This is a genomic window from Bradyrhizobium sp. CB1717, from assembly GCF_029714325.1.
In the GTDB taxonomy this organism is placed as follows: Bacteria; Pseudomonadota; Alphaproteobacteria; order Rhizobiales; family Xanthobacteraceae; genus Bradyrhizobium.
The window spans coordinates 4,138,389-4,162,323 of record NZ_CP121666.1 but is presented as its reverse complement, the minus strand read 5'-3'; the positions used below and the strand labels follow the sequence as shown (position 1 = coordinate 4,162,323).

Sequence of the window (23,935 nt, the reverse complement as noted above, 5' to 3'; positions counted from 1 at the left end):
GTGAGGCCAGGCATTGGCATGATCGGAACGGGCATGGTCGGCCAGATGTGCCACCTCGCCAATTTCGCTGCCAATCCCGCCTGCCGCGTCGTCGCGATCGCCGATCTCCGGCCCGATCTGGCGGCCGCCGCCGCGCAGAAATTCGGCATCTCGCGGATCTACGGCACGCACCGGGAGCTGCTCGCGGATAGCGAGGTATCTGCCGTCGTCGTCGTGACGAAGCGCCGCGCCACCGGCCCGATCGTGCTGGACGCGTTGAACAGTGGCCGGCACGTGCTGTCGGAGAAGCCGATGGCCTACACGACGGCTCAGGCCGCATCGCTGGTCGAAGCTGCGCGGCACCGGCACCTCGTCTACAGCATCGGCTACATGAAGCGTTACGATGCCGGCGTAGCGCGCGCGCTGGACAAGCTGACGCGCCTGCGCGCAGACGGCTCGCTCGGACGCATCGTCGGAGTAAGAGGCTGGTGCTTCGGCGGCGACACCGGCCGATCGCACGACAACTTCGTCATGACCGGCGAAACCCGGCCGGACGGGCTCGAGCTCTGGCAGGATGGTCCCGACTGGATGCCGGGCACGCTACGGCCCGGCTACGACAACTTTCTGAACGTGTTCAGTCATATCATCAACCTCGCGCGTTACCTGCTCGGATCATCGCCGACAGTCGCCGATAGCATGGTCGAGACCTCCGGCGCTGCGACGGTGACGCTCGACTTCGGGGGCGTTGCCTGCGCGCTGGAGCTTGCGAACGGGTCCGAAGGTCCGTGGCGCGAGGGGCTGAAGATCGAGTTCGAGCGCGGCGCGGTGACCATTGAACTGCCCCCGCCCTTTGCCGAGCAGGAGGCGGAGGTCATCCTCGACCAGGGCGACCAAATCACGCGCTTGACGGGCGAAGGCAGTTGGGCGTTCCGGCGTCAGGCCAATGCGTTCGTCGCCGACATCGTCGAGCGAGGGACGCCGCTTGCATCCGGCGCAGATTCGGTGACCGACATTGCGCTTGCCGAGGCGATCTGGAAGCGGCAGGTCAGCGGCTAGGCATCGCATCCGCTTTCGGGCGATCGAGCGGTACTATGCCCGCGATCGGACCCGGCTTTATGGTCACCTCCGCAAGTTGCCGCAGAAGCTGTGATACGTCGCAACGCGACAGCAGACGGCACGCGTAGTACTTGCGCACCAGAGCCTGGTTCGGCGCGGCGCCAGGACCCGGCTGGAACAAGATCGTCGCCTGCGGCCCGGACGGATCGAAATGACGGAACGCGCTGCCCGGCGCCGTCCGCGCCATTTCCATTTCCTGGAGGATGGTCGGCCGCTCGGCCCGCAACGCAAATCCGAAGAAGGGTTGATCACCCCAGGCCAGGCGGAGCATGCCCGTAACCTCGGCCAGGCCGAACGGCACATGCCGGGACGGGTAATCGACGAAACCATCATCGACCGCAAAGACCGTTGCTGCCGGCTGTGCGCGGTTCGCAAGATCGTTCGCAAGAGCTTCCTGCTTGAGGGTTCTCGCCTGCATGAAGATGTATGTGTTCAACAGCAGGCCGATCGACAGCACCGATCCAGTTCCGAACACGAGCGCGAAGGCTGCCCTCGGACCGATCACGCGTTCGACCCATCGCTTGAGACCGAGAAGGACCAACGCCGATGGCAGGCCGAACATCAGCAGATGACGGCTCTCGTAGAAGTGCAAGCTGGAGGGCCGCGAGCCGGCGACCAGATAGGGAAACGACAAGGCGAGAAACAGCACGACGGCGAGCAAGAGCGGCGCGGCAACCGTATATTTCGCGGCGGTCGGCCTCGCCTCGGACCACCACAACAACAAGGCGGCGCCGACGAGGAGCGCGGCCACGACGAGCGGCGCCGGTGCCTGGATTGTCATCTTGAGCGCGCCGACCACGACGTCCCAATAGCTCGTGATGAAAAACGCCTTCCAGCCGTTCGCCAACTCGCCGAGCGTCGGGAAATGGGCGCCATAGTGCTGCGCGTACACGCCGATCCGCTTGAACCAGACGTTGAGCGCGCCCCAATAGACCAGAGGAAGCACCATCAATTCCGGATAGCCCAGAGCGCAGCGCCAGGCTGCGAGCCACGTGCGGCGAACGAAGCCGTGCGTGGCGTCCCCGTTCCGCCATATCGCAACGAGGAGACCGAGCACCACGAAGGCATAGAGGACGATCGTCGAGTTGAGCGCGAAACTCAGAAGGAATACCAGCGCGGCGGCGACGCGAAGAAGAACGCGTCGCAGGCCATGAGCACTGAAGGCGAGCGTCAGGAGCCACGTGCCGACGAACAGGAGCCCGAAGCTGAGCACGTAGACCGCATTCGCCTTGCCCGCCCAGAGCTGATAGCCGGGATAGGTCCAGACGATCAGCGCGAAGCCGACCGCCTCGGCGCGATCGAGCAGATCGAGCCGCGTTGCGGTCAGCACCAGACACGTGGCGCCGAGGAGAATTCCGGCGAAGGCCAGCGCCACCATCACGGCGACCGGCGCACCGGTCCAGTTGGCGATGGTATCGTAGCTGTAGAAGACCGGGTGGCCGGCGCCGGACAGGAGGAAATCGATGTCGATCATGTAGTCCGGACGCGGCTTGAGCACCAGCCAGTCGTCCATGAAGAGGCCGTCGTTCAGCAGCATCGGCGCATGCGCGGCCAGCAGCAGCGCCAGCAGAACGACTGTCGCGCGTAGCATTGTGCCGGGAGGGGAAAGGGAACGCATCGGCGGCAAGAATTCGCATGCCTATCTGAGCGCCGCAAGGGCCGAATGACCGGATCTCGATAGGTCATTGACCCCAAAAATCCGACCTCCTATAGACACCGCACAGGCTGGTCGGCACCAAGGCGTCCAAGACGTCCAAGGCGATTTTCCGCGATGAACTTCCTTCCGGGCCCGGCGCAGACCACTGCGATCTGTCTCAGTGTCGCGCTTCCGCTGCTGTTGCTGTGCTATGCACGTATCACTGCCATTCGCGGAACTGGCCGCCGTTTTCGGCTGGGCTGTCTCAGCGTGGTGGTACTTTTTGTGATCGCCTGCGTCGCAATTCCGGGGCCGAGGCATCTCGACGACGTGGTCAGCGGCGTCTTCCTCCTGGCGACGGCGATGATGCTTTGCTACGTCCTGTTCAGCCTGCTGGCCTGGGGCTTTACCCTGACGCTGCTCACGGCGCTCGCCCGGGCCGGATCTCCCCTCACCTTGGAGCAATGGGCTGCGGCCTACATGCAGGGCGGAGATCTCGGCACCTTCGCGCGCAATCGATTGAAGCTGCTGATCGGTTCGGGAATGGTGATGATGGCCGACGGCAAATTGGCGCCAACGGCCAAGGGGCTCGCGGTGGCGCATTTCGTCAAGTTCGTTCGTTTCTCAACCGGGCTTGGATAACGTCACGATGTCATTCGCTGTCGGTTTCATCGCTGCCGTCGCCTTTGCCGTGCTGGCACCTGTCCTGCAGTTCGTCGCGCGCGCTCGGGCATGGTCGCTTGCACCGGTGATCGTGCTCGCGATCACCGCCGTCGCCTCGCATCTTCTCGGCGTGCTGCTCGGCATCTTGACCGTTCCGCAATTCCGCTATTGGGACGCCGCATCGATTTTCGGCTTTGGCGTCATGGGATACGTTTTCGCTTTCGGCGCAGTCTACAAATCGGTCTCGCTGGACATCCTGCTGGGTCTTGCCGAGCGGCCCGGGCGGACGGCTCCGCTGTCGGACGTCGTGGAACGGCAAGTTCCAGCTCTGTTCCGGGGGCGGACCGGGATCTTGATGGACGGCGGCCTGGTCGAGCAGGTCGATTCGCGGTTTGCCGTGACGGCGGCAGGGCAGATCATGGCCGGCCGGATCGGGCGCCTGCGGCGTGCCTTCGGGATCGGCGATACCGGGCTATACGATTTTGTCGACTAGTTGTTGCCCGAATGCAACGCACTTGCGTTGACCTGATTGACGGGACCGATATTGTCGGCCGCGTTTCGATCACCTAGAGTTGTGGGTGGGGTTCCAACAGTACCGAGTGGCCGGCGACGGGTTTTGTTATGACACCTTCCAGGGCGGCAAAAAGGCTTACGATCGTTATCCCTGCTCTGAACGAGCAGGACAAGATCGCCGACACCATCGACGGCGTGCTGCCGCTGGCACGCGAACTGCTGGACGATTTCGAGATCTTTCTGATCGACGACGGCAGCACCGACGCCACCGGCGCGATCATGGACGAATTCGCGGCCAGCGACCGGCGGATCATTGTTCATCATAACGCCGAGCGGCGGGGTGTCGGCGCCGGCTTCGAATACGCCCTGTCGCGCGCGAAATTCGATTCCATCACGCTGATCCCCGGCGATCACGCCTTCCAGAACGAAGGCATTGAGAGGATGTTCAAGGCGGTCGGCGCCGCCAACATGGTGATCACCCACCGCGACAATCAATCGGACCGTTCCGTCAACCGCTCGATCCAGTCGCATTCGCTGCGCTTCATCCTGAACTGCCTGTTCGGCTTCTGGCTGTCCGACTACCACAGCATGATCGTCTACCCCGTGAGATGGCTGCGCCAGATCGCGGTCAAGGCCGACGGCTACGGCTATCAGATCTGTGCGTTGATCTCGCTGCTCCAGCTCGGCCTCACCTACGTGCAGGTGCCGGTCAGCCTGAATGCGGAGCTGAAGGGCTCTTCCCGTGCGCTGCGGCTGCGCACTTATTTCGAGCTCGGCGGGACGATCTTCTCGCTGCTCCGCCGCGTTCCCATCCGGGACGTCGATCTCAGCCAGATTCCCGTCGAAGCCGGCCGGACCTCCGCACGCTGATCCACGGGCAAGGCCTGCTGTGGCGGACAACAGCCGCCACCGGCATACCTATCCCGCCTCGCTAAAATTCGACCTAACTGATTGATTTAGCTGGCAGGAGTGGCAGGGCTCGAACCTGCGACCCCCGGTTTTGGAGTTCGTGAAGCGACGTCCTCTTCTGTAACTGAATGTCACCCCACGTGTTGAACTATCGGCACAAAATGAACAGGGCGGGATGCATCATCCCGCCCTGTCACCGTTTGTCACCAGCAGTTCGGTAGCAAAATGGTAGCAGCGCTAGGCGTAAATTTCTCGGAACGATTCCGCCTCGGCGCCGCCGACGAGATCGACCAATAGCCGGCGCGCCATAAGCGGGCGCCAATCCATCTCCCCGTCCGGGTCGCGCCAATCCATGATGCACGACAGAAGCACCTCCACCTTCGCGGAGCGGCCGGCCTCCGTCTTCGCTGGAATGCCCCACATACGCTCCACGAGCCGGGCCATCCTTTCAAAGTGCTGTTCGCTCAAAACCACGAGGTGATCGAGTCGCTGGACCTCCGGAATTGCAAAGACAGCATCCCAGCGCTCTCTCGCGCTGATGTATTGGCCCCCTGTCTTTTCCTGCTCCAAAAGCCGCTCGTATTCGGCTCTCCGCAGCTCAGGGAGCCGACAGAGATCGTCATCATAAGCATGGGACGCCTCCCAGGCCTCAAAGATTTGGTCCCTGAGCTGCAGCAGCGCGCTATCGTCCGCGGGCGATGTGAGCGCGGTTGCGGACACTGTGGCCGTAGCGGCGCCAGCCGTAGCCGCCGCCAGCCACTTGGAAAACTGCCGCCTGGTGGTAGGTGTTTGGGTAGCCTGCGTCATGGGTAACCTCCATGTTGTGGGTTAGAGCCGGGAGCGAGGTTGCCGCCTTGCCCCGGCTCGCTTTCATGATATCATGAGATATGAGCAAATCAACTCGTGATATCACGAAATCAACCAAGAAAAGGCCATCCGAGGCCGGTGCCGCGGTGCTTGTGCGATTGCAGCCAGAATTGGCAAAACCGCTGGACGATTGGCGCCGGGCCCAGGACGACTTACCCGGGCGCCCCGAAGCTATCCGCCGGCTGGTCGAGATCGGGCTAGCCAAGGGCAAATAGACGGCGAGCAGCGCATCTAACCGGCATATTTGCCCTTGAAAACAGCTTCGGGTTGATTCAGATTCTCAGAAGAGGATCTCCGGAGGAGATGACGATGGAAACCATCGGCGCCGTGGCTTTTCTCCTACTTGTCAGCATAGCGATGCTCGCGAAGGCGCGTTTCAAAGAAAAGCGCGCATCCTATCGCCAGCAGATGACCGACAACGCCATGCGGTCCATGGGCTAGCAACTAACCGATTTGCATAAATGAGCTACCCCCTCTTCCGGTGGCGCCTTCGCGCGCCTATAGGTTGCACACAAGGCAACGCGGGGGTGATTCATGAATATCGATTGGGCTGTTGTTTTTGCGACGCTCGTTGGGCCGGTGCTCGCGGTTCAAGCCCAAAAGTTCATCGAGAGGGCGGCAGAAAAGAAGATGCGCAGAATGCGCATATTCGAAGCCCTAATGACCAATCGAGCAACGCGTCTTTCAGATGCTTACGTACAAGCCCTGAACCAAATCGATCTTGAATTTCATTCAAAATCCGACAAGCCGGTAATCGACACTTGGCGAGCATTGTTCGGCGAGCTCAATAATCCCCTACCTGACAATACAGAGCAAGCTATGAAGGTTGCATGGATCGAACGATGCAACGACCGACTAGTCGCCCTACTTCTCGCTATGAGCAAGTCCCTAGGGCGCACCCATTCTGAGGAGGAGATCCGACGCGGCATGTACTACCCGCAAGGACGCGTCGATCTTGAGCAAGCCCAGTTAGCCGTGCTTTCAGGACTTCAGAGGCTGTTGGAGGGCAGCAATCCTCTAAGGGTGCAGAACGCGGGCGAAGGGCCTTCTGAACTGCAGCTCGCCGTTTTGAAGAGGCTGCACGATGCTTACGACGAGTCTGGTGCGTTAAGGGTCGTTTTCACGGGTGCTCAAGACGAGCGCAACCTCAACTGAGCGCGTTCATCTGGGCGGCCACTACCACCCCCTGAGCCGCGCTCTATTCGCTCAGCAGGGCGACAAGAAGAAAGGGCGGAGTTCCAAACCATGCCGCTATTGAGCGACATTCAGCAAGACATCCTGGAAAACAGGCCACTCGCGCCCATTTTGCTGAAACTCAGATTTTTAGCATCTCGGCTAGGCAGCGACGTACTCGAAGATTGGGTGCGGTTCGAATTGGACGGCTATGCAGATGAGACTGAGGTGCCGCCGTACCGCATATTGACCGTGCACTACACGGCAAGCTTCATAGGCGCTTTTGGATCTCAAATGAAGAATGCTCCGGTTCCTGCTTACGTAATTCAGGAGTGCGCTGGCGCACACTGGTTGACCATTTCAGAGCGACAGAGCGTTCCAGCGATTGAGAACCTATTGTCCAGAGTTGATGAAAGTGGCGGACAACTACATATCGACGCTTCAAATCTCATTCTTCTCCTTCAAGGCAAGATGTATCCGGGCATGAACTGCGTTAGCGTCCATGGCAAGATTTCTTCGCCGAGCGTAGTTGCCTTGTTGGCCGCCGTGAGATCGCGCATACTCGAATTGACCATCCAACTGGAAAAGTCGGCACCGATCGCCGCAACAATCACATCAGGAAAGGCAGCAGATAATCAAGCGAGTGAAGGAGCCAGCAATGTCACTAACATAACCAATCAAATTGTGTATGGTAATCTTACATCGGTTTCAAATTCGGGGCACACGAGCGTTGTCGATAGCTCCACGAACAAGCAAATCGATTTTTCGGAAAACAAGCTGATATCTGAGGTCCACCAAGCGCTGGCCGACAGCGGAGTCGATGGCGACGAACTAAAGAAAATGCAAGATGCGCTGTCGGCGTTACAATCCGCTAAAGACAAGCCCTCGCGATGGTCGGCATACAATCACTTCATGGCGGTTTGCGCGGACCATATCGGAGTAATCACTCCGTTTATAGAGCCGCTGAAGAACATGTTTTTAGGCGGGTGAAAACGAATCGGAGGCGGCAATGCGACTTACCGAGTTGGATGGGCGCAGATTTCGTGTAATTACTGACTCTGGAAAAGAGATCACGTTTTCCGAACATGAACTTCTCGGGCTATTCCAATTAGCCGCTCCGTTTCAGGATCAACTAAAAGCGCAACGCAAAGGCCGAAAGCCTTACCCGCTTGCAACTGAGCGGGTTTCTCTCGTGACTTTGAGTCTCGACGCTCACCACACCGAAGTTGTCGTTCGTTTTGTCCCTCTTCAGGGCGGTAACGAGAGCGCATACGTCATACCTCCGGATGTCGCAGAGCTAATGCGTGACGATTTGGGAAAGAAGCTGGAACAGATCGCCGCAGCAAAACAGAATCGAACCAACAACTAACTTCGTGGAAACATTCTCGAGTGAAGCTACATTGTCGTAGCGACGAGAGACAGACCACGCGCCGATGTCGGGCTCGCGCAAAACCATCGACCGGTCGACCCTCGATCGGGCGCCTTTGTTGGATCATCCGACCATGCCGTAAAAGCACCGTGGCGCCATACCGAACGCCACACTTAGGAGCCGATGACAAAGCTGACGGCAGCGCCGCTGCCAGGCGCTCCTATCGACGCGCCGCTATTGTTGCCAAGATCGAAGCTGTTAGTGATGGTGGGCGATCCGGTATTGGCGACACCTCGCAGTGCGCACCACTGCAGGGTTGATCCGGCGGCAAACGCCAGCGTTCGCTGCGAACCGCTTGAGTTCGGCATAAGCGCGATGACGGAGCCCGACGAACCGGCCCAGTTAACCGCGCCCGAAAACGTTTGCGAGCTCGCGAACTCGATCCAGCAAGGCGCAGTGATACTGACGTTACTGAAGGTGTTGGTGCCGCCGATCGAATAAGCATTCGCGCCCGTCAGCGCGGCAAGACTGAGCGTGCCATAAGTCTTATCCCCGCCAGTGAACGTGCCGCCATTTGTGAATGCGATGGTTGCCGAGCTGCCGGTGAACGTTGCATTGTTGGTGGTGCCAAAATTCCAAACACCCGACGCGTTCGTCAGCGTGTAAGTGGCGCTGCCAAGCTTGATGGTTCGCGTAGCGGTGCCAGTGAGGGAGAATCCGTTGCCGCTTCCGGCCGAAACAGTAATGTTGTTGTTATTGACGCTGTTATCCCAAGTGCCGGTGAAGGAGCCCATCGAAATCTGCTGAACAGTGATGGTGCCGCCGAAGTTGAGCGTTACCGTACCGCCGCCGCTCGACCCGTCGAAGATAACTTGGTCGGCTGAGCCGGGCACCGATTGACCGCCAGCGCCGCCAGAGGATGCGGCCCAGTGCGTCGTGTCCGATGAATCCCAAGTGCCAGTGCCACCGACCCAGAAGCGAGATGCCATTTTCAAAGTCTCCGTTTGTCATGAAGGAGGGGTTTGTCGGTTGCATCCACGCAAGCCGCCAATCGTCGTAGAGAAGACCCTTCACCCGAACTCGTAAAACCCCTCGACGAAGAAAGGATATTCGTCGACGGGCGTAAGTTCGCCTGCGTCAGCTACGTGTAGCTTGCCCTCAATGGGCAACAGCAGAACAGCGTGACGCTCTCGACCGTGCTTAAACCCTGTCATCACAACGCCGCCGAGATGCTTTTGGAGCCAGAGGGCTTTGCCCTCGCAGTTGCCGTGCTTGTTGGGCAAGCCCGTATTGCTTTTTTTGACGTAGGTAGCACCCCAAGCAGCCGCACAAAGCTCCTTAGCTCGAGCCAGCGTCACATCGACTAGACGTTCGATCGATCGGCGAGATGATTTGTCCGGCTCCGCGTCGACTGGTTTGGCCGGTGCGTCGCGCCTTCGCTGCCACTCTTCGGTTTCTCGTGACCGAGCAATCCGATCGGGATCGCTGAGCCAAGCCTCGTGCTCTCTTTGCTGTTGATCCCGTCGTGATAGGACCTCCAGCGCGCGGGCGAGAACACGTTCCCGGCGTTCCGTGTCGGGTCCACGTTCGGCTTGCTCGCCAGGACCCGACACGGTGCCGCTTCCCGGGGAAGACCCAGAAAGACCGGGAAACTCTCTCACCACGAAGCTCCATCCAAATAAGCAGCCGCCGTTGAACGACGCTTCGAGAAATCCATTGAATAGAGGAGCCTGAAGGACATCGAGGCGGTCTGCCATAGCGATCGGACTGGGTCAGCAGTGGTCGGGCCGGTATGGCTCACGATTTCTAGCGGAACGCTCGACATATGGATCAGCGCCTCGTCGGAAGCTTCAAGTTCGGGCTCCGGATCAACAGCAACCAATAGCGCCGCTGCATCGACCGCAATCACGCGCGACGTAGGAACAACAGCGCTCGGCGCAATATCGAGAGCACGCACCAAGTCAGGCGCCTTGATCCGCAGCCGAGCCAGCCGCTCCGGAGCCATGACGAAGGTTACATTTCCGCTGCCGCCCGTTGCCACGACGTCGGAGAGGCTGGTCAGATCGTTGTCGATTGCATCACGATCGCCGCCGCCATAGCCCGTGCCGGCCGTGACACCGTAGAGCAAGCCAGCGGGTGCCGCGGAGGTACCCGCGCTGGTCGAAAAGAAAGCGGTATCAATGCCGGCAGCGAGATCTTCACGCAGCATCTGCGAGAAGATGTTAACAGCATCAGACCGTTTCGATAGTTCGCGCGACCAGGGAAGGATCACACCCATCTTTTTCTTCGGCCCGATCGTCGCGCCGTTGAACGTGTAGTTGGAAACCGGAATGGGCGCGTCCTCGCCGACGAAAGTCAGGGCCGATGCTCCCGCCCTGGTCGGATAGGTCGTCGGGTTCTCTGGATTATTGGCCACCGCCGGCTGTGCCTGTGCGATCAGGCGGGCCCCGCCAGAGTACGGCGCAAGGTCGGCGAGATACTGCCCAAACGACTGCTGTGCCAGATCAGCGGCCCAGCCGGAGCCAGTGGTTGAACCAGGCACCGCCACCGCGCGGATGATAATCTCCTTTGCGACGGCATCATCCGCGGGGATGAAACTATCGATCTCCTCGCCCCGGCGCCCAAGCGCCGCCTGATGCGCAAGCGCGAATGCCGCTCGCTCCAATGCGAGTCCAGAAGCCTTGGGGTAGTCTGCACGCACTGGGACGGGTCGGGGGCCCTTTGTCATCGCTCGCTCTCATAGTTCGATCTGGGAACGATAAGACCACGATCGAGAATGGTTGACTGTCCACGCGTCCCGGAAAATTTCATGTCAGCTAACAGGTCAGCAATCGCGGCGCCGATTTGCGCGCGGTCTTCGCTTTCCACCTCCATCAACCACTGCATACCGATCAGCTTTTCAATGGTCGCGTTGTTCACGACCACGGGCACAACGATTTCACCGTTGCGCTGACGAGCGCGGAGACGCTTCTTTCGAATGCTGGCAGCGGTGGTCACGCGCGGAGGGCCATCTAGTCGAAAAACTCATCCCGCTCGATCTTGGGTGCGACCTGCCGTTGCCGAGTGTCGGTAAGCCCCAGGTCGGCCATGTAGCCGCGAAGCTGAGTATGTTTTGAGGCTGGAAAGCTTGCCGGGGCTCGCCGCATCTCCTGATACAGCTCACAGAAGGCCACTGCCGAAGGTTCGCGAGATGCATCCAGCCAATGCGCCGGTTCGATATAACGCTTCCAGGCGTCTCGAGCCGCGCCCTTGAGATAGGCCGGCAGCTTCAGTTGCCCGAAATCATGCGCCTCTCGCTGAGCTGTCGCCTTCGCGTCGGCCTCGCTGCCGTGGCGGGCCGGTCGATGCGTGCCGTCGACCAAGCGAAGATGGGGCGGTTTAGGTCGTCTACCTCTAACCATAATTCGATACCCGAAATCTAATTTTGGCTTTGTGTGAATTTTTGGCCCTGGCCGGTCGCGCTCCCCATTGGCTGGAGCATTTGAGCTACCCCCCCCCCGCTAACAGCGGTAACGGCGATAACGCGTGGCGACGGCCGCTCATGCCAACGTTCCCGATTGGAACGTTCGCTCCTCGTCGTCGTCAGCCGTTACTGCGTTATCGGTGTTAGTGGTGTTTGGTAGGGGGTTGGTCCAGTAACGTCCGTTTCCGACTTTGAAGACCTGTTCAGCCTTGGCCATCTTGAACAGGAGTTGACGGACGTTCAGGCTGGCCATGCCGGTGGCCGCAACGATATCCGCCGGTGCCATTGGCTGACCGTGGTCTCCCATTGCCGCTATAATCTTGGTGCGCTCGCTGGAACGTCGAACCTCCGCGGCTTCGCCAACGATGCTCCAGGCGCCAGCAGCAAAAAGCAGAGCGGTTTCCTTCTCCTCGACATCTCGCCCTCTGACGTAGAGCGTCCGGCCATTCTGATCCTGGTCGAGAACGATCGTGGTATCCGCGACGGCGGATAGGCCGTTGCTACCAGACAGCGCCTCCAAGGGATCGTCGGCGCCGCCCTTCTTCGTATGATGCAGGCCGAGCACGGCCACGCCGTGACGCGTCGCCCATTCCTGCAGTGGGGCCCAAATCGAATAGTCAGATTCGTAAGCGTTCTGCGTCTTGTTGCCGGCCGGCTTCACCCTCTGCAATACATCTATCACCACGAAGGCTGGCACTTTGACCGACAAGCGCCACCGCTCGAGGCGGTCAATGAAGCCCTTATCCAATTGCGGCGCCTCGGTGACCCAATCAAGCCGCGACATATCAGGCAGCGACTGCCCTTGCGGGAAAAGCGCCCTGATCCGGGATTGAATACGACGTGGCCCATTCTCCATGTCGATGTAGAGAACGTCGCCGCGCTCGCAGTCGATAGACCCCATTGCTGTGCCGCCCGTGGCGACGGCAACGGCCCAATCAATGGCCAACCAAGTCTTGCCTAGCTTCATCCTGCCAGCGAGCACAACGAAGCCAGCGTAGACGTAGCCGGGCACGATTGCCTTGAGGGGCGGAAACGTTGCCGCCATCAGAACATTGGTGTTTGTGCGCTTAAAGCCTGGGCCAAACTGATCCTGCAGTATGGCCATATTGTCCAACTCAAGATTGGTCATTTTCCCAGGGTCGGCGTGAACAGTCATTCGCGCCTCCCGGTAAATGCCGATGCCATGATCTCTTGGACGCGATCATCTCCGACCATCTCGACAAGGCCGGAGATCTCCGCAGCAGATTGGAGCATGTCGGCCGCATCGATCAGTCGGAGTTGTCCAGCCGCGACGCGCTCCGCCAAGGTGCCGCAGCGTTCTGCAAATACGGCAAGTTGGCGCTCTTGATAGTGCTCGAGGTTCACCGCGCAACTCCATAGCAAAGGGTTGCAATCGTGCGCGCGGTGCAATGCGCCAAGGCGTAAAGTCGCGAGAGTTTCGCGGCTTGAACTTCATTTAGAGTAGAGTTAGATTCCAAGTCGATCTTGCTAGCAGCGAGAGAGACTTCCGGAAGTGGGCCGCCTGCCAGGGCGGCCTTTTCGTTTCTCAACGGTCGATCTCCTGAAATGATGCGCCTCTCACCGCCGCCTCCGCGGCGGCACGGCTGTAGAAGACTCCTAGAGGACGGCCGGCGGCGTCGAAGGCCGTAGCCTGAGTATCGCCGTGCGCGACGATGTGGCCGATCTCGGAGCCGTCGCTGATCACAGGCACGATGGACGGAGCGAAGACGACACCCAAGTCCGCTAATGAGCGAAGAGTGGTCATTCAGGCAGCCTCCGGCTCGATGCCGAGCATCTTCCTAAGCGCAGCGGTCGGTACAACGATCCGGCCGCCCACCTTGATGCTCGGAATCGACCCGTCCTTGGCGGCACGATAGGCAGCATTTGTGCCCAGTCCGAAGCAAACCCGCCCGGTACGGGGAACGGATGCAGTTGGCTTCGATAGCAGTTCTTTGAGTTCAGGAGACATCGGCCACGGCCCTCTCTGTAGTGATTTCACTACAAATATCCGTCCATCCCCTATTGTGCAATCTTTTTTGTAGTGATAGTCATACACCGGTTGTGAATAAGGGGTAAGACCGGTGACAAAAAAGGCCACGGCAAAGAAAAAAATTGGGGAGAGCGGCGTAGGCGCGCGACCCGTCTTGCAGTTTCGCGTGCACGAGCACCTGTACGAAGCACTTCGCAAATCAGCAGCCAAGAAGCGCCTAACGATCTCAGAAGACGCTGCGGAACGACTCTCCGAGTCCGTTGGCCAGCAGGAGCGATTTCCGGGAGTTGAGAAGATCGCAATGCTGGTGGCTTCGACGTTCTGGCATTTCGGCCAGCGAGCTAACGGCTTTGAGGGATATGACGCGACGGACTGGATGAAAGACCCAGGATGCTATCGGGAGGCGTTTGCGGCTGCCGCTGAAGCGCTGCTCGCCGGCATGCCGACTGATTCCCCCGACGAACGAAGACTTGCTCTCGCGGCGCTTAGCCGGCGAGCACTGCCAGGAGACGGCACATGAAAGGGCATATTCGCGAGCGTTCACCCGGCCACTGGGCTATAATCATCGATCTGCGCGACGCCGCCACTGGCAAGCGCATACGCAAATGGCACTCATTCAAGGGAAACAAGCGAGCGGCTCAGGTTGAGTGCGCAAGGCTTATCGCAGCGATCAATGGCGGTACCTACCGGGCGCCTGACAAAACTACTGTCCGTGAATTCCTGACGGCTTGGATCGACCACATCAAATCACAGGTCTCGCCAAAGACCCACGAGCGCTATGACGAGCTCGTTAAGAAAAATATCATCCCGCTAATCGGCGGTTCTGCGCTGATTAGGCTAAAACCGCAGGACATCAGCGCCATGTATGCCAAGGCGCTCGAGAGTGGCCGGCGAGATGGCAAAGGCGGCCTATCGCCCCGCACCGTTCACCACATGCACCGCGTCCTGAAGCAGGCACTCGGCCAGGCCGTGAAGTGGCAGTCACTCCAGCGCAATCCCGCCGATGCCGTCGATCCGCCCAAGGTGGAAAAATCGGCCATGGAAACTTACGACATGGCGCAGACAGCGGCCCTTATCGAGGCCATGCGTCCCACCCGGATGCACGTCCCCACCCTGCTGGCTGTGCTCTGCGGCATGCGCCGCGGCGAGATCGCCGCCCTTCGTTGGAAAAGTATCGACCTGTCGGCGGGACAGCTCGCGGTAGTCGAGTCTGCCGAGCAGTTGAACAGCACCGTCCGGCTCAAGCCACCCAAATCCGGCCGGGCCCGCACCGTGGCTCTTTCCGCAAGCCTAGTGGAGGAATTGCGAGCCTACCGGGCGACGCAGGCCCAGGACTTGCTAAAGCTCGGCGTGAGGCTGTCTGACGAGCATTTCGTTTGCGCCCACGCTGACGGCACCATGATGCAGCCGACTTTCATCACTCACGAATGGGTGCGGCTGATTAAAGACGCGGGCTTGCCGGTCTATCGGTTCCACGATCTAAGGCATGCTCACGCCACCCACCTACTGCAGTCCGGCGTTCATCCGAAGATCGCCAGTGAGCGGCTTGGCCACAGCAAGGTTTCGATCACGCTGGATCTTTACAGCCACGTCCTGCCGGGGATGCAGGAAGACGCCGCAGCTAGGGTAGACGCCGCGCTTCAGGCAGCAAGGGCGAAAAAAGGCGATGGGTAGCAAACGGGTAGCAGAGTCCAGCCCGTTCCGCTTTGGTTCTAGCGCTAAGTTATTGATTTAGCTGGCAGGAGTGGCAGGGCTCGAACCTGCGACCCCCGGTTTTGGAGACCGGTGCTCTACCAATTGAGCTACACTCCTACGAACCTGCGTCGCCGCGGCTCAGGGCCGCTTTCAAGCACAGGGGGCGACCGGATTGCAAGGGAGAAGCGCACACGGGCCGCTTGTTCACACCGCGACTTCTGGGCGACAGTCCGTCCCGAACGACAAGAACAACCCGGGAGCCCTCATGAACGCCCAAGCCGCCCTTAATCCCGCCTCCGCAGCCCAGACGCCGCCTTTGCCGGAAGCCAGGCCCGAGACGCTGGGGCTGTCCCGCCCCCGCCTCCAGGCCATGTCGGACGCCTTCAAGCGCGAGATCGACAAGGGGACCGTTCCGGGCGTCACGCTGCTGGTGGCGAGGGGCGGCCAGGTCGGCTGGTTCGAGGCGCTCGGCAGGCAGAGCCCGGCGGGCGCGGCGCCGATGGCGCGCGATTCGATCTTCCGGATCTTCTCGATGACCAAGCCCATCGTCTCGGTTGCGGTCATGGCGCTGGTCGAGGACGGCCACCTCCTGCTGGGCGATCCCGTGGCCAAGTTCATTCCGGAGTTCGCTGACCAGAAGGTCGGCGTGGTCGATGGCGGCAGGCTGGAGCTGGTTCCGCCCAGGCGGGCAATGACGGTGCAGGACCTGCTCCGCCACACCTCCGGCCTCACCTATGAGCACCAGGGTGACGGTCCGGTACACAAGCTCTACCAGGAGTCCCGCGTCCGCAGCCGCAAGATCAGCAATGCCGAGCACGCGGCGCTGGTGGCGAGCTTCCCGCTGGTCTGCCATCCCGGCGACGAGTTCAACTACAGCCGCTCCACCGACATCCTCGGCCGCATCATCGAGGTCGTCAGCGGCAAGCCGCTGGGTAGCTTCCTGACCGACCGCATCCTGGCGCCGCTGCAGATGGCCGAGACCGGCTTTGCGACCTCCGGGGCCAACGCCAACAGGCTCGCCGAGCCGTTTGCGGCCGATCCCTGGACCGGCGACAAGGTCGCGCTGTTCAACATGCTGGAGCAGCCGGTGATGGAATCCGGCGGCGGGGGTCTGGTCTCGACCACGATGGACTATGCCCGCTTCGCGCTGATGCTGCGCAACGGCGGCACGCTCGACGGCAACAGGATCATCGGCCGCAAGACGCTGGAGCTGATGGCGTCCGATCATCTCGGACCCGGCGTTCCCATCAACGGCACGCTGCTCTCGCCCGGCCACGGTTTCGGCCTCGGCTTCGCGGTGCGCCGCGAGGCCGGCATCGCGCCCTTCCCCGGCAGCGTCGGCCAGTATTTCTGGAGCGGCATCGCGGGCACGTTCTTCTGGATCGACCCGAAGGAGGACCTGTTCGCGGTGTTCATGAGTCAGGGGCCGGGACAGCGCGACTATACGCGGACCCTGGTGCGGGATCTGGTTTACGCGGCGGTGGAGTGAGGGGGCGCTTAATCTAGCTAGTCGCGACGCTACCTCCTCACTCTCGCCGTCATGCCCCGCGAAGGCGGGGCATCCAGTACTCCGCGGCAGATGTGGTGAGAGCGCACTCTCCATCGAAGGCCGCGGCGTACTGGATCGCCCGCTTTCGCGGGCGATGACACCGGTGTTGGAGTGGGCTTGCGTGCCCCTTCAGGCGCGCCCTCAGCTGATCGTCGCGCCGCCGTCGATCACCATGGTCTGGCCGGTCATGAAGTCGCCGGCCTTCGAACCCAGGAACACGGCCGCGCCGGCGATCTCGTCGGGAATGCCGATGCGCAGCAGCGGCGAGCGCGAGGTCGAGGCCTTCAGGTTCTCCGGATTGTCCCACAGCGCTTTCGCAAAGTCGGTCTTGATCAGGCCGGGCGCGATGCAGTTCACGCGGATGTTGTGCTTGCCGTATTCGCAGGCGAGATTGCGCGCGAGCTGCATGTCGGCGGCCTTCGAGATCGCGTAGGCGCCGAGGATGGTCGAGCCCTTCAGGCCGCCGATCGAGGAGACGATGATGACCGAGCCGTCCTTGCGCTCGATCATCTGCGGCACCACCATCGAGATCAGCCAGTTGTTGGCGACGATGTTGTTGTCGAGGATCTTGCGGAACTGATCGTCGGAGATGCCGGCGAGCGGGCCGTAATACGGATTCGATGCCGCGTTGCAGACCAGCACATCGATCCTGCCGAAGGCGCGGTTGCTCTCGTCGACGAGGTTTTGCAGATTCTCCTTCGAGGAGATGTTGGCGGCAACAGCGACGGCGGTGCCCTTGCCGAACTTGTCGTTGATGCCTTTCGCCACCTGCTCGCACACATCAGCCTTGCGCGAGGAGATCACCACCTTGGCGCCGTGCTCGGCCATGCGCTCGGCGATCGCGAGCCCGATGCCCCGCGTCGAGCCCGTGATGACGGCGACTTTCCCCTTCATGTCGAACAAGGTCATGCTTCTCTCCCTGAGTACGATTTGATTGGCCCGGAGCTTATGCCGCTCGCACGAGCGGACAATGGCTTTAGGCGAGCTTCTTGACTTCCGGTCCCGCCGGCTGATGCATCGCCGCGTGCGCGTCGTCCGCGATCCACGGCTGCTGATTGACCATCGGCAGCCGCCAGACGGTGCGCTCCGGGCTTGCGAAATAGTCGAGCCGCGTCACCGACACGTTGTCGATATCGAACGCGAGCCCCTGCTCCGGCAAGTCACCGAGCGCGAGCCCCACGGCGGCTTTGATGGTGCCACCATGCGCGACCGCGATGATGTCCTGCCCCGCCGCCTCCACGTTGATGCGCTCGATGGTACGGCGGGTGCGGTTGTAGAGATCCATGAAGCTTTCGCCGCCGGGCGCCGGCTCGTTGATGTCCGCGAACCAGCTGGTGCCGACGGGACGGCTGGCAATGAACTGGGCCCGGTTCATGCCCTGCCAGCGTCCGAGATTTTGCTCGGCAAGGTCCGCTTCCCATTTCATCGAGGCAGGCCGCGGAAAGCCGGCCGCCCAGATCGCTTCAGCCGTCTGATGCGTTCGCTGAAGATTGCTCGAATACCAGACCGCCTTGCGTGGCAGCACTTTGGCAACAGCATTGAACACATAGGTGTCGCTGGTGTCGCAGGCGATATCGCTCTGCCCGTAGATGTTGCCGCCGTCATTGCGCACCGGCGCGTGACGGACCCACCACCACCGTGTCATGACCACATTCGGCTTGTCTTCGGCTGCCATCGAAACCCTTCCATCCCGTCTGATGTCGCTGTACGTGAGTAGGCAACGTGTCTCAAGACACTTTACCGTTTGAAATCTTGTTTGAAATTCCGCCGCGCGGCAAGCGTCGCGGGGCCACCACAAGGGAGAAGCGCATGGGCCGTCTGCAAGGCAAATCCGTCATCATCACCGGCGCCGGCAGCGGCATCGGCCGTGCGGCTGCGCTGCTGTTCACCAAGGAAGGCGCAAAACTGATCGCGGTCGATCGCACCGAGGCGGTGAACGAGACCGTCGCGGAGATCAAGAAGGCCGGCGGTGTCGCGGAAGCGATGGTTGCCGATGCCGGCTCTGAAAAGGACGTGATCGCCGTCATCGACAAGGCGGTGAAGACGCATGGCCGGCTCGACGTGATCTGGGCCAATGCCGGCGTCTCCGGCGGGCTCGTCCCGCTCGGCGAACAGACCGTGGAGCAGTGGCAGGAAGTGCTGCGCGTCAATCTGATCGGGCCGTTCCTCGCGGTGAAGCATGCGATGCCGCATATGGTGAAGCAGCAGTCCGGCGCGATCGTGCTGACCGCCTCCGTCGCGGGCCTCAAGGCCGGCGCCAGCGGGCATCCCTATGCCGCGAGCAAGGCCGGCGTGATCTCGCTCGTGCAGACCACCGCCTATTCGCTCACCGGCACCGGCGTGCGCATCAACGCGGTCTGCCCGGGCCTGATCGAAACCGGCATGACCAAGCCGATCTTCGACCGCGCCAAGGAACGCGGCACCCAGGACAAGATCGGCCAGCTCAATCCGCTGAAGCGCCCCGGACAGCCGCACGAGCTCGCGGCGATGGGTCTGTTCCTGGCAAGCGACGAAGCCTCGTACGTGAACGGCCAGGCGTTCCCGGTGGACGGCGGCCTGACGGCATCGATGCCGTATACGGGGAAACCAGTTTAGCATAGGTCTCGTGTCCCGGACGCGACGCAGCGCAAGCGTCCGGGGCGCGAGACCCAAGTTTCCGCGCACACCTGCATCCACATCGTCATTGCGAGCGCAGCGAAGCAATCCAGAATGCCGCCACGGCGGCAGCATCGATCCCCTCATCCTGAGGTGCGAGGCTTGTGATGCGAATGCATCGCAAGCCGAGCCTCGAAGGATGAACGGCCGAGATGCAGCCGGGCCGTCGCCCTTCGAGGCCTCCGCTTCGCTCCGGCACCTCAGGGTGACGGTGATGGATTGGTGTTCGCAGCAACACTGGCATTCGATCTTCCCTCGCAGACACAGCTTTGCATCCTCGCGGCTCATTTCGCCCGAGCTTTGCCTCGTCGTCTCACCCCCAATTGAAAGAGGGCGCAGGGAAGACCGGATGCCGGCCGGGCACCCACGGTCCACTGTGCGAAGGTGGCAACAAGAATTTGCACAGCGGCATACAGGTGAAGCCCAACACACGGCCTTCCCTGCGCAGTGGTTTGACGGCTTATGTCGTGCTCTCCCCGGGGAGCGATGCACTATTGCCCCCGTCGCCGTGCAGATGAACGATGCGCGTGCCCGGTCGGGCCGCCACATCACCGCAAGACTTGACGCACAGACCCCGGGCGTCAGGACCACACGATTTTGCCGTACGCTGATGGCATCGGTCGTATGCGCGAGGTCCTTGCTCACGGTCTCCCGCCCTGCAAACCCGTTCGCGCCAACGCCACCTGCGTCCACCGCCGCCCGGCCCGCGTTCGTGACGATCGCGATACGCCCCTCTTCCTTGGGCCGGGCTGCGGCGACGGATACGCTGTTTCCGAATTTCGGTAAAGTGGAATATTTTCGCCAGGGCGCATTGACCGATCGCTAGCGTGTTTTGCGCGACGGGCAACGCAAGGTCTCGTAGCCCGGATGGAGCGAAGCGACATCCGGGATGCCACGGCGAGTTATCCCCGGGTATCGCTTCGCTCACCCGGGCTACGGAGCTGCCGTCGAGCACGAAGACCCCGGATTGCGCTGCGCTCCATCCGGACTACGAGGCCAGCACCGCAATGAACAATGCGCTCGCAACCACAGACGCCACCGTCCGCACATGATTCCAGAACACCCAGTCCTTCAAATAAGTCGTCCATACCGCGCCGGCCTCGGGCGCTGACGGCTGCAGCGCGGCCAGGCTGTTGTTGAGCGGCACGTTGAACACCATCGTCACCACGAACATGCCGACGACATAGAGCCCGCCGCCGGTCATCATGCCCACCGCACCCGGCTCCCCGACGCGCAATGCGCCCATTGCCGCCAGCGCCGCGCCCGCCACCGTCGTGCCGAGGAACAGCGGCATGAACAGCGAGCGCACGATATCGACATTGATCGCATTCATTGCCGCGATGCCGGCGGCCTGATCGAGCCGTCCGAGCGCGGTCATGATGAAGGTGGAGAAGGCGAAATAGATCCCGGCCATGAGGCCGCAGCCAACCGCCGAAAACCAGAGAAGCCCGGTCGTGAAAACCTGCCGCATGCCTCGCCTCCGTGAAACACGATAAATTCTCGTATTTGATAAAGGCGATAAACTCTCTTATTTGTGGCGTCAAGCGCGAATGGCGGGAACCGGGATGACGGAACGGAAAAGCAGGACGGGCAAAGCGACGCAGCCGGCTGGACGGCGCACTGCGCTGGTGCCGACGCAGGAGCGCAGCCGGGAGCGCTTCGAGCGCATCCTGACCGCGGCCACCGAAATCCTCGCCGAGAAAGGCAGCGACGGCTTCCGGATGAGCGACATCGTCGAGCGCACCGGCATCGCCTTCGGCTCGCTGTACCAATATTTTCCAGACAAGAGCACGGTGATCGGGACGCTCGCCGAACGCTGCAATGCCATCGGCCGGGAGTGCGTCCGGCGCGACCTCGCCGAGATGAAAGCACTCCCCGACCTGCACGCAGCCCTCAGTCGCATCACCGACGGCTATGAGCAGATGTTCCGCGAGCACCCGGTGGCGCATCACATCTGGCAGGCAACACAGGCCGACCGAAGCTTGCAGAAGATCGACGAGGAGGATGTCGCCTTTCTCGCCGGCCTGCTCGGCGATGCGTTGAAGCGCGTCGCGCCCGGCGTCCCGGCGGCCGCCCTCGCCTCCTTCTCACAGATGACGATGGTGCTGATTGCCGCCGCCGTGCGCCACGCGATCATGCTGCCGCCATCGGAAGGCCGGCGATCCCTGGCACTGTTCAAGCAGCTCTTGCCGCACGATCTTGCTGCCGTGGAACATCTCGCGGGCAAGACGAGGCGCTGACATTTGCTGGTCAGGCAAACGCGCTGTCCGTAGCCAGGATGGAGCGAAGCAACATCCGGGCTACGGCCTCCGGCCCGTGTTGATTTGCTCATTGGACGTTCACATTGGTATGGTTCCTGCAAGCGCTTCTGCTTCCGTTCTCACGACAAGAAATGACAATGCCGAACCCGATCTTCCCGACGTCAAGACCCGATCGCATCCGCAACCTCCTCGCTGAGCTCGTTGCATTCGATACCGTCAGCGACCGCACCAACCTGCCCCTGATCGCCCACATCGAGAGCTATCTCGCCTTCCTCGGCATCAAGGGCGAGCGCATCGTCGACGAGACCGGGCAGAAGGCTTCGCTGTGGGTCACGATCGGGCCGGAGGACCGCCCGGGCCTGGTGCTGTCGGGCCATACCGACGTCGTTCCGGTCGTGGGGCAGGACTGGAGCCATGATCCGTTCAAGCTCATCGAGCGTGACGGCAAGCTCTACGGCCGCGGCACCACCGACATGAAGGGCTTTGTCGCGGTGTGCCTTGCCATGGTGCCGGAGATGCTGGAAGCCAGGCTCAAGACGCCGATTCACCTGGCGATCTCCTATGACGAGGAGATCGGCTGCGTCGGCGTGCGGCCGATGCTGCGTGAGGTAGCGAAGAAGAAGGTCAGGCCGCTCGGTGCCTTCATCGGCGAGCCGACCCAGATGCAGGTCATCATCGGCCACAAGGGCAAGCACGGCGTCCGCGCCACGTTCCACGGGCTCGCCCGCCACTCCTCGATCGCGCCCGACGGCGTCAATGCGATCGAATATGCAGCCGAGCTGATCGTCGAGATTCGCCGCCGCGCGGTGGCGCTCGCGGCTGCGCGATCGACGGACAGCCTCTACGACGTTCCGCACTCGACCCTGCTCACCAGCATCGTGCATGGCGGTGCCGCGCTGAACATCGTGCCCGACACCTGCACGGTAGATTTCGAATGCCGCGGCATCGGCATCACCGAGTCGCGCGAGGTGACGGATGCGATCGTCGCATGGGCTAAGGCGGAACTCGAGCCGGCGATGAAGGCGAGGCATCCGGACTGCGGCATCGATTTCGAGGAGATCCTAGATTACCCCGCGCTCGACACCGCCGCCGACGCGGCCATCGTCACGCTGGCCAAGAGCCTTGCGGGGCGCAACGACCACGCCAAGGTCGCCTTCGGCACCGAGGCGAGCCTGTTCGCCAGCATGGCCGACATCCCCTCGGTGGTGATCGGCCCCGGCGCGATCGCCCAGGCGCACACACCGGATGAGTTCGTGGAGATGGCGGAACTGGAGAAGTGCGCAGGGTTCGTGGAGAAGCTGATCGCGCATTGCGCGAAGGGGGCATCGTAAGCGACGCTGCCGTAGGGTGGGCAAAGCGAAGCGTGCCCACCACTATTACCGCGATCGCGGAGAGATGGTGGGCACAGCGCTACGCGCTTTTGCCCACCCTAGGAGAGTTAGCGCTGCGCCTCACCGCTCTTGCAAGGCCAGCCGCACGCCGACAGCGCAGTAGATGGCGCCGACCACCTTGCCCTGCCACTTCACCACCGCCGGATGGCGGCGCAGTAGATTGCCGAGACGGCCGGCGCCGACGGCGAACACGACGGTGCTGAGCAGGCCGAGCAGCACGAAGACGGTGCCGAGGATCGCAAGCTGAACTCCGATCGCACCGTGCTCCGGCCGCACGAATTGCGGCAGGAACGCAAGGAAGAACAGCGCGGTCTTGGGATTGAGCACTTCGGTCAGCACGGCCTGGCGGAAGGCACGGCCCGCGCCGATCGCGGGCGCAGCGCCGTTCAACTCGATCGGCGCCTTGTCGAGCATGGCGCGAATGCCGAGATAGATCAGGAACGCCGCGCCGGCATATTTGACGATGCTGAAGAGCAGCGCGGATGTCGCAATGATCGCCGACAGCCCGACGATCGCCATCGAGGTGTGGATCAAGTCACCGGCCGCAATCCCCGCCCCCGTCGCGATGCCCACCCTCGTGCCCGAGCTGACGGCCCGCGCCATGGTCAATAACGTCGCCGGACCGGGAATGAAGACAAAACCGAGGACGATGAGGACGTATGTGATGAGCGTGGTGTGATCAATCATAGGCGCGGCTCCGAAGGCG

General features: G+C 61.6%; 29 protein-coding genes and 1 tRNA gene. 14 read left to right on the top strand and 16 right to left on the bottom strand.

The genetic code is table 11. The features are described 5' to 3' along the window. Window positions 1-1,035: a Gfo/Idh/MocA family oxidoreductase gene (locus QA649_RS19735; RefSeq protein ID WP_283025644.1), complete on the top strand. Its 1,035-nt coding sequence runs from the start codon at window positions 1-3 to the stop codon at window positions 1,033-1,035. Here the strand turns inward: QA649_RS19735 and QA649_RS19730 are convergent. Then, window positions 1,025-2,713 (bottom strand): hypothetical protein, encoded by a 1,689-nt coding sequence (locus QA649_RS19730; protein WP_283025643.1) that lies wholly within the window; start codon window positions 2,711-2,713, stop codon window positions 1,025-1,027. The two genes, QA649_RS19735 and QA649_RS19730, sit on opposite strands and share 11 nt — an antisense overlap. 153 nt (window positions 2,714-2,866) lie before the next feature. Between QA649_RS19730 and QA649_RS19725 the strand changes: the two genes are divergently transcribed. The 3 genes from QA649_RS19725 to QA649_RS19715 all read left to right on the top strand — a co-directional run bounded on the left by QA649_RS19725 (window position 2,867) and on the right by QA649_RS19715 (window position 4,777). Beyond that, complete coding sequence (locus tag QA649_RS19725) at window positions 2,867-3,373, top strand: hypothetical protein (protein ID WP_283025642.1); 507 nt, start codon at window positions 2,867-2,869, stop codon at window positions 3,371-3,373. 7 nt (window positions 3,374-3,380) lie between these two features. Beyond that, entirely contained in the window at window positions 3,381-3,887 is a 507-nt protein-coding gene (locus tag QA649_RS19720; protein ID WP_283025641.1) for a hypothetical protein, read from the top strand. A 128-nt stretch (window positions 3,888-4,015) separates the two neighbouring features. Then, window positions 4,016-4,777: a glycosyltransferase family 2 protein gene (locus tag QA649_RS19715; RefSeq protein WP_283025640.1), complete on the top strand. Its 762-nt coding sequence runs from the start codon at window positions 4,016-4,018 to the stop codon at window positions 4,775-4,777. 276 nt (window positions 4,778-5,053) lie between these two features. Here QA649_RS19715 and QA649_RS19710 read toward each other — a convergent pair whose 3' ends face one another. Then, a complete protein-coding gene (locus QA649_RS19710) occupies window positions 5,054-5,623 on the bottom strand; it encodes a hypothetical protein (protein ID WP_283025639.1) in 570 nt (189 codons plus the stop codon). 369 nt (window positions 5,624-5,992) lie between these two features. Here QA649_RS19710 and QA649_RS19705 point away from each other — a divergent pair, with 369 nt between their 5' ends. The 4 genes from QA649_RS19705 to QA649_RS19690 all read left to right on the top strand — a co-directional run bounded on the left by QA649_RS19705 (window position 5,993) and on the right by QA649_RS19690 (window position 8,225). Beyond that, window positions 5,993-6,124 (top strand): hypothetical protein, encoded by a 132-nt coding sequence (locus QA649_RS19705; protein ID WP_283025638.1) that lies wholly within the window; start codon window positions 5,993-5,995, stop codon window positions 6,122-6,124. A 93-nt stretch (window positions 6,125-6,217) separates the two neighbouring features. Continuing rightward, entirely contained in the window at window positions 6,218-6,838 is a 621-nt protein-coding gene (locus QA649_RS19700; protein ID WP_283025637.1) for a DUF6680 family protein, read from the top strand. Window positions 6,839-6,928: 90 nt separating this feature from the next. Then, a complete protein-coding gene (locus QA649_RS19695; protein ID WP_283025636.1) occupies window positions 6,929-7,846 on the top strand; it encodes a hypothetical protein in 918 nt (305 codons plus the stop codon). A gap of 19 nt (window positions 7,847-7,865) precedes the next feature. Next, window positions 7,866-8,225: a hypothetical protein gene (locus tag QA649_RS19690; RefSeq protein ID WP_283025635.1), complete on the top strand. Its 360-nt coding sequence runs from the start codon at window positions 7,866-7,868 to the stop codon at window positions 8,223-8,225. 173 nt (window positions 8,226-8,398) lie between these two features. On the opposite strand, the gene QA649_RS19685 is transcribed toward QA649_RS19690, so the two are convergent. From QA649_RS19685 to QA649_RS19645, 9 genes are all read right to left on the bottom strand, one after another. Continuing rightward, window positions 8,399-9,214 carry a hypothetical protein gene (locus tag QA649_RS19685; protein ID WP_283025634.1) on the bottom strand — a complete coding sequence of 272 codons (816 nt, stop codon included), beginning with the start codon at window positions 9,212-9,214 and terminating at the stop codon, window positions 8,399-8,401. Window positions 9,215-9,295: 81 nt separating this feature from the next. Beyond that, window positions 9,296-9,838 (bottom strand): hypothetical protein, encoded by a 543-nt coding sequence (locus QA649_RS19680; RefSeq protein ID WP_283025633.1) that lies wholly within the window; start codon window positions 9,836-9,838, stop codon window positions 9,296-9,298. Between the two features lie 44 nt (window positions 9,839-9,882). Next, window positions 9,883-10,926, bottom strand: a complete 1,044-nt coding sequence (locus QA649_RS19675) for a phage major capsid protein (protein ID WP_283025632.1) — start codon at window positions 10,924-10,926, stop codon at window positions 9,883-9,885. Window positions 10,927-10,949: 23 nt separating this feature from the next. After that, window positions 10,950-11,222, bottom strand: coding sequence for a hypothetical protein (locus tag QA649_RS19670; protein WP_283025631.1), 273 nt, complete (start codon window positions 11,220-11,222; stop codon window positions 10,950-10,952). A gap of 14 nt (window positions 11,223-11,236) precedes the next feature. Further along, on the bottom strand, window positions 11,237-11,587 hold the full coding sequence (locus QA649_RS19665; protein ID WP_283025630.1) for a hypothetical protein: 351 nt from the start codon (window positions 11,585-11,587) through the stop codon (window positions 11,237-11,239). Between the two features lie 177 nt (window positions 11,588-11,764). Then, window positions 11,765-12,844 (bottom strand): AAA family ATPase, encoded by a 1,080-nt coding sequence (locus QA649_RS19660; RefSeq protein ID WP_283025629.1) that lies wholly within the window; start codon window positions 12,842-12,844, stop codon window positions 11,765-11,767. Then, window positions 12,841-13,053, bottom strand: coding sequence for a hypothetical protein (locus tag QA649_RS19655; RefSeq protein ID WP_283025628.1), 213 nt, complete (start codon window positions 13,051-13,053; stop codon window positions 12,841-12,843). The genes QA649_RS19660 and QA649_RS19655 overlap by 4 nt, the downstream gene beginning before the upstream one ends. 181 nt (window positions 13,054-13,234) lie before the next feature. Further along, on the bottom strand, window positions 13,235-13,453 hold the full coding sequence (locus QA649_RS19650; protein WP_283025627.1) for a hypothetical protein: 219 nt from the start codon (window positions 13,451-13,453) through the stop codon (window positions 13,235-13,237). After that, the gene (locus QA649_RS19645; RefSeq protein WP_283025626.1) at window positions 13,454-13,657 is read right to left on the bottom strand and encodes a DNA-binding protein; all 204 of its coding nucleotides are present in this window, start codon (window positions 13,655-13,657) and stop codon (window positions 13,454-13,456) included. A gap of 112 nt (window positions 13,658-13,769) precedes the next feature. Here QA649_RS19645 and QA649_RS19640 point away from each other — a divergent pair, with 112 nt between their 5' ends. Next, window positions 13,770-14,198, top strand: a complete 429-nt coding sequence (locus tag QA649_RS19640; RefSeq protein WP_283025625.1) for a hypothetical protein — start codon at window positions 13,770-13,772, stop codon at window positions 14,196-14,198. Next, complete coding sequence (locus tag QA649_RS19635) at window positions 14,195-15,352, top strand: tyrosine-type recombinase/integrase (protein ID WP_283025624.1); 1,158 nt, start codon at window positions 14,195-14,197, stop codon at window positions 15,350-15,352. The genes QA649_RS19640 and QA649_RS19635 overlap by 4 nt, the downstream gene beginning before the upstream one ends. Before the next feature lie 62 nt (window positions 15,353-15,414). Here the strand turns inward: QA649_RS19635 and QA649_RS19630 are convergent. Then, a tRNA-Trp gene (locus tag QA649_RS19630) sits at window positions 15,415-15,490 on the bottom strand. Between the two features lie 148 nt (window positions 15,491-15,638). Between QA649_RS19630 and QA649_RS19625 the strand changes: the two genes are divergently transcribed. Further along, the gene (locus QA649_RS19625) at window positions 15,639-16,862 is read left to right on the top strand and encodes a serine hydrolase domain-containing protein (RefSeq protein ID WP_283025623.1); all 1,224 of its coding nucleotides are present in this window, start codon (window positions 15,639-15,641) and stop codon (window positions 16,860-16,862) included. Window positions 16,863-17,063: 201 nt separating this feature from the next. On the opposite strand, the gene QA649_RS19620 is transcribed toward QA649_RS19625, so the two are convergent. Together QA649_RS19620 and QA649_RS19615 are read right to left on the bottom strand one after the other, a co-directional pair. Then, on the bottom strand, window positions 17,064-17,831 hold the full coding sequence (locus QA649_RS19620; protein ID WP_283025622.1) for an SDR family oxidoreductase: 768 nt from the start codon (window positions 17,829-17,831) through the stop codon (window positions 17,064-17,066). A gap of 67 nt (window positions 17,832-17,898) precedes the next feature. Further along, the gene (locus tag QA649_RS19615; protein ID WP_283025621.1) at window positions 17,899-18,597 is read right to left on the bottom strand and encodes a histidine phosphatase family protein; all 699 of its coding nucleotides are present in this window, start codon (window positions 18,595-18,597) and stop codon (window positions 17,899-17,901) included. A gap of 134 nt (window positions 18,598-18,731) precedes the next feature. On the opposite strand from QA649_RS19615, the gene QA649_RS19610 reads away from it, so the two are divergent. Further along, window positions 18,732-19,517 (top strand): SDR family oxidoreductase, encoded by a 786-nt coding sequence (locus QA649_RS19610; RefSeq protein ID WP_283025620.1) that lies wholly within the window; start codon window positions 18,732-18,734, stop codon window positions 19,515-19,517. Between the two features lie 1,048 nt (window positions 19,518-20,565). Here QA649_RS19610 and QA649_RS19605 read toward each other — a convergent pair. Beyond that, complete coding sequence (locus QA649_RS19605) at window positions 20,566-21,048, bottom strand: anthrone oxygenase family protein (RefSeq protein ID WP_283025619.1); 483 nt, start codon at window positions 21,046-21,048, stop codon at window positions 20,566-20,568. 94 nt (window positions 21,049-21,142) lie between these two features. Between QA649_RS19605 and QA649_RS19600 the strand changes: the two genes are divergently transcribed. Both QA649_RS19600 and argE read left to right on the top strand, forming a co-directional pair. Further along, a complete protein-coding gene (locus QA649_RS19600) occupies window positions 21,143-21,817 on the top strand; it encodes a TetR/AcrR family transcriptional regulator (RefSeq protein WP_283025618.1) in 675 nt (224 codons plus the stop codon). 158 nt (window positions 21,818-21,975) lie between these two features. Then, window positions 21,976-23,169 (top strand): acetylornithine deacetylase, encoded by a 1,194-nt coding sequence (gene argE, locus QA649_RS19595; RefSeq protein ID WP_283025617.1) that lies wholly within the window; start codon window positions 21,976-21,978, stop codon window positions 23,167-23,169. Between the two features lie 120 nt (window positions 23,170-23,289). On the opposite strand, the gene QA649_RS19590 is transcribed toward argE, so the two are convergent. Beyond that, window positions 23,290-23,916, bottom strand: a complete 627-nt coding sequence (locus QA649_RS19590) for a LysE family translocator (protein WP_283025616.1) — start codon at window positions 23,914-23,916, stop codon at window positions 23,290-23,292. Between the last annotated feature and the right edge of the window lie 19 nt (window positions 23,917-23,935).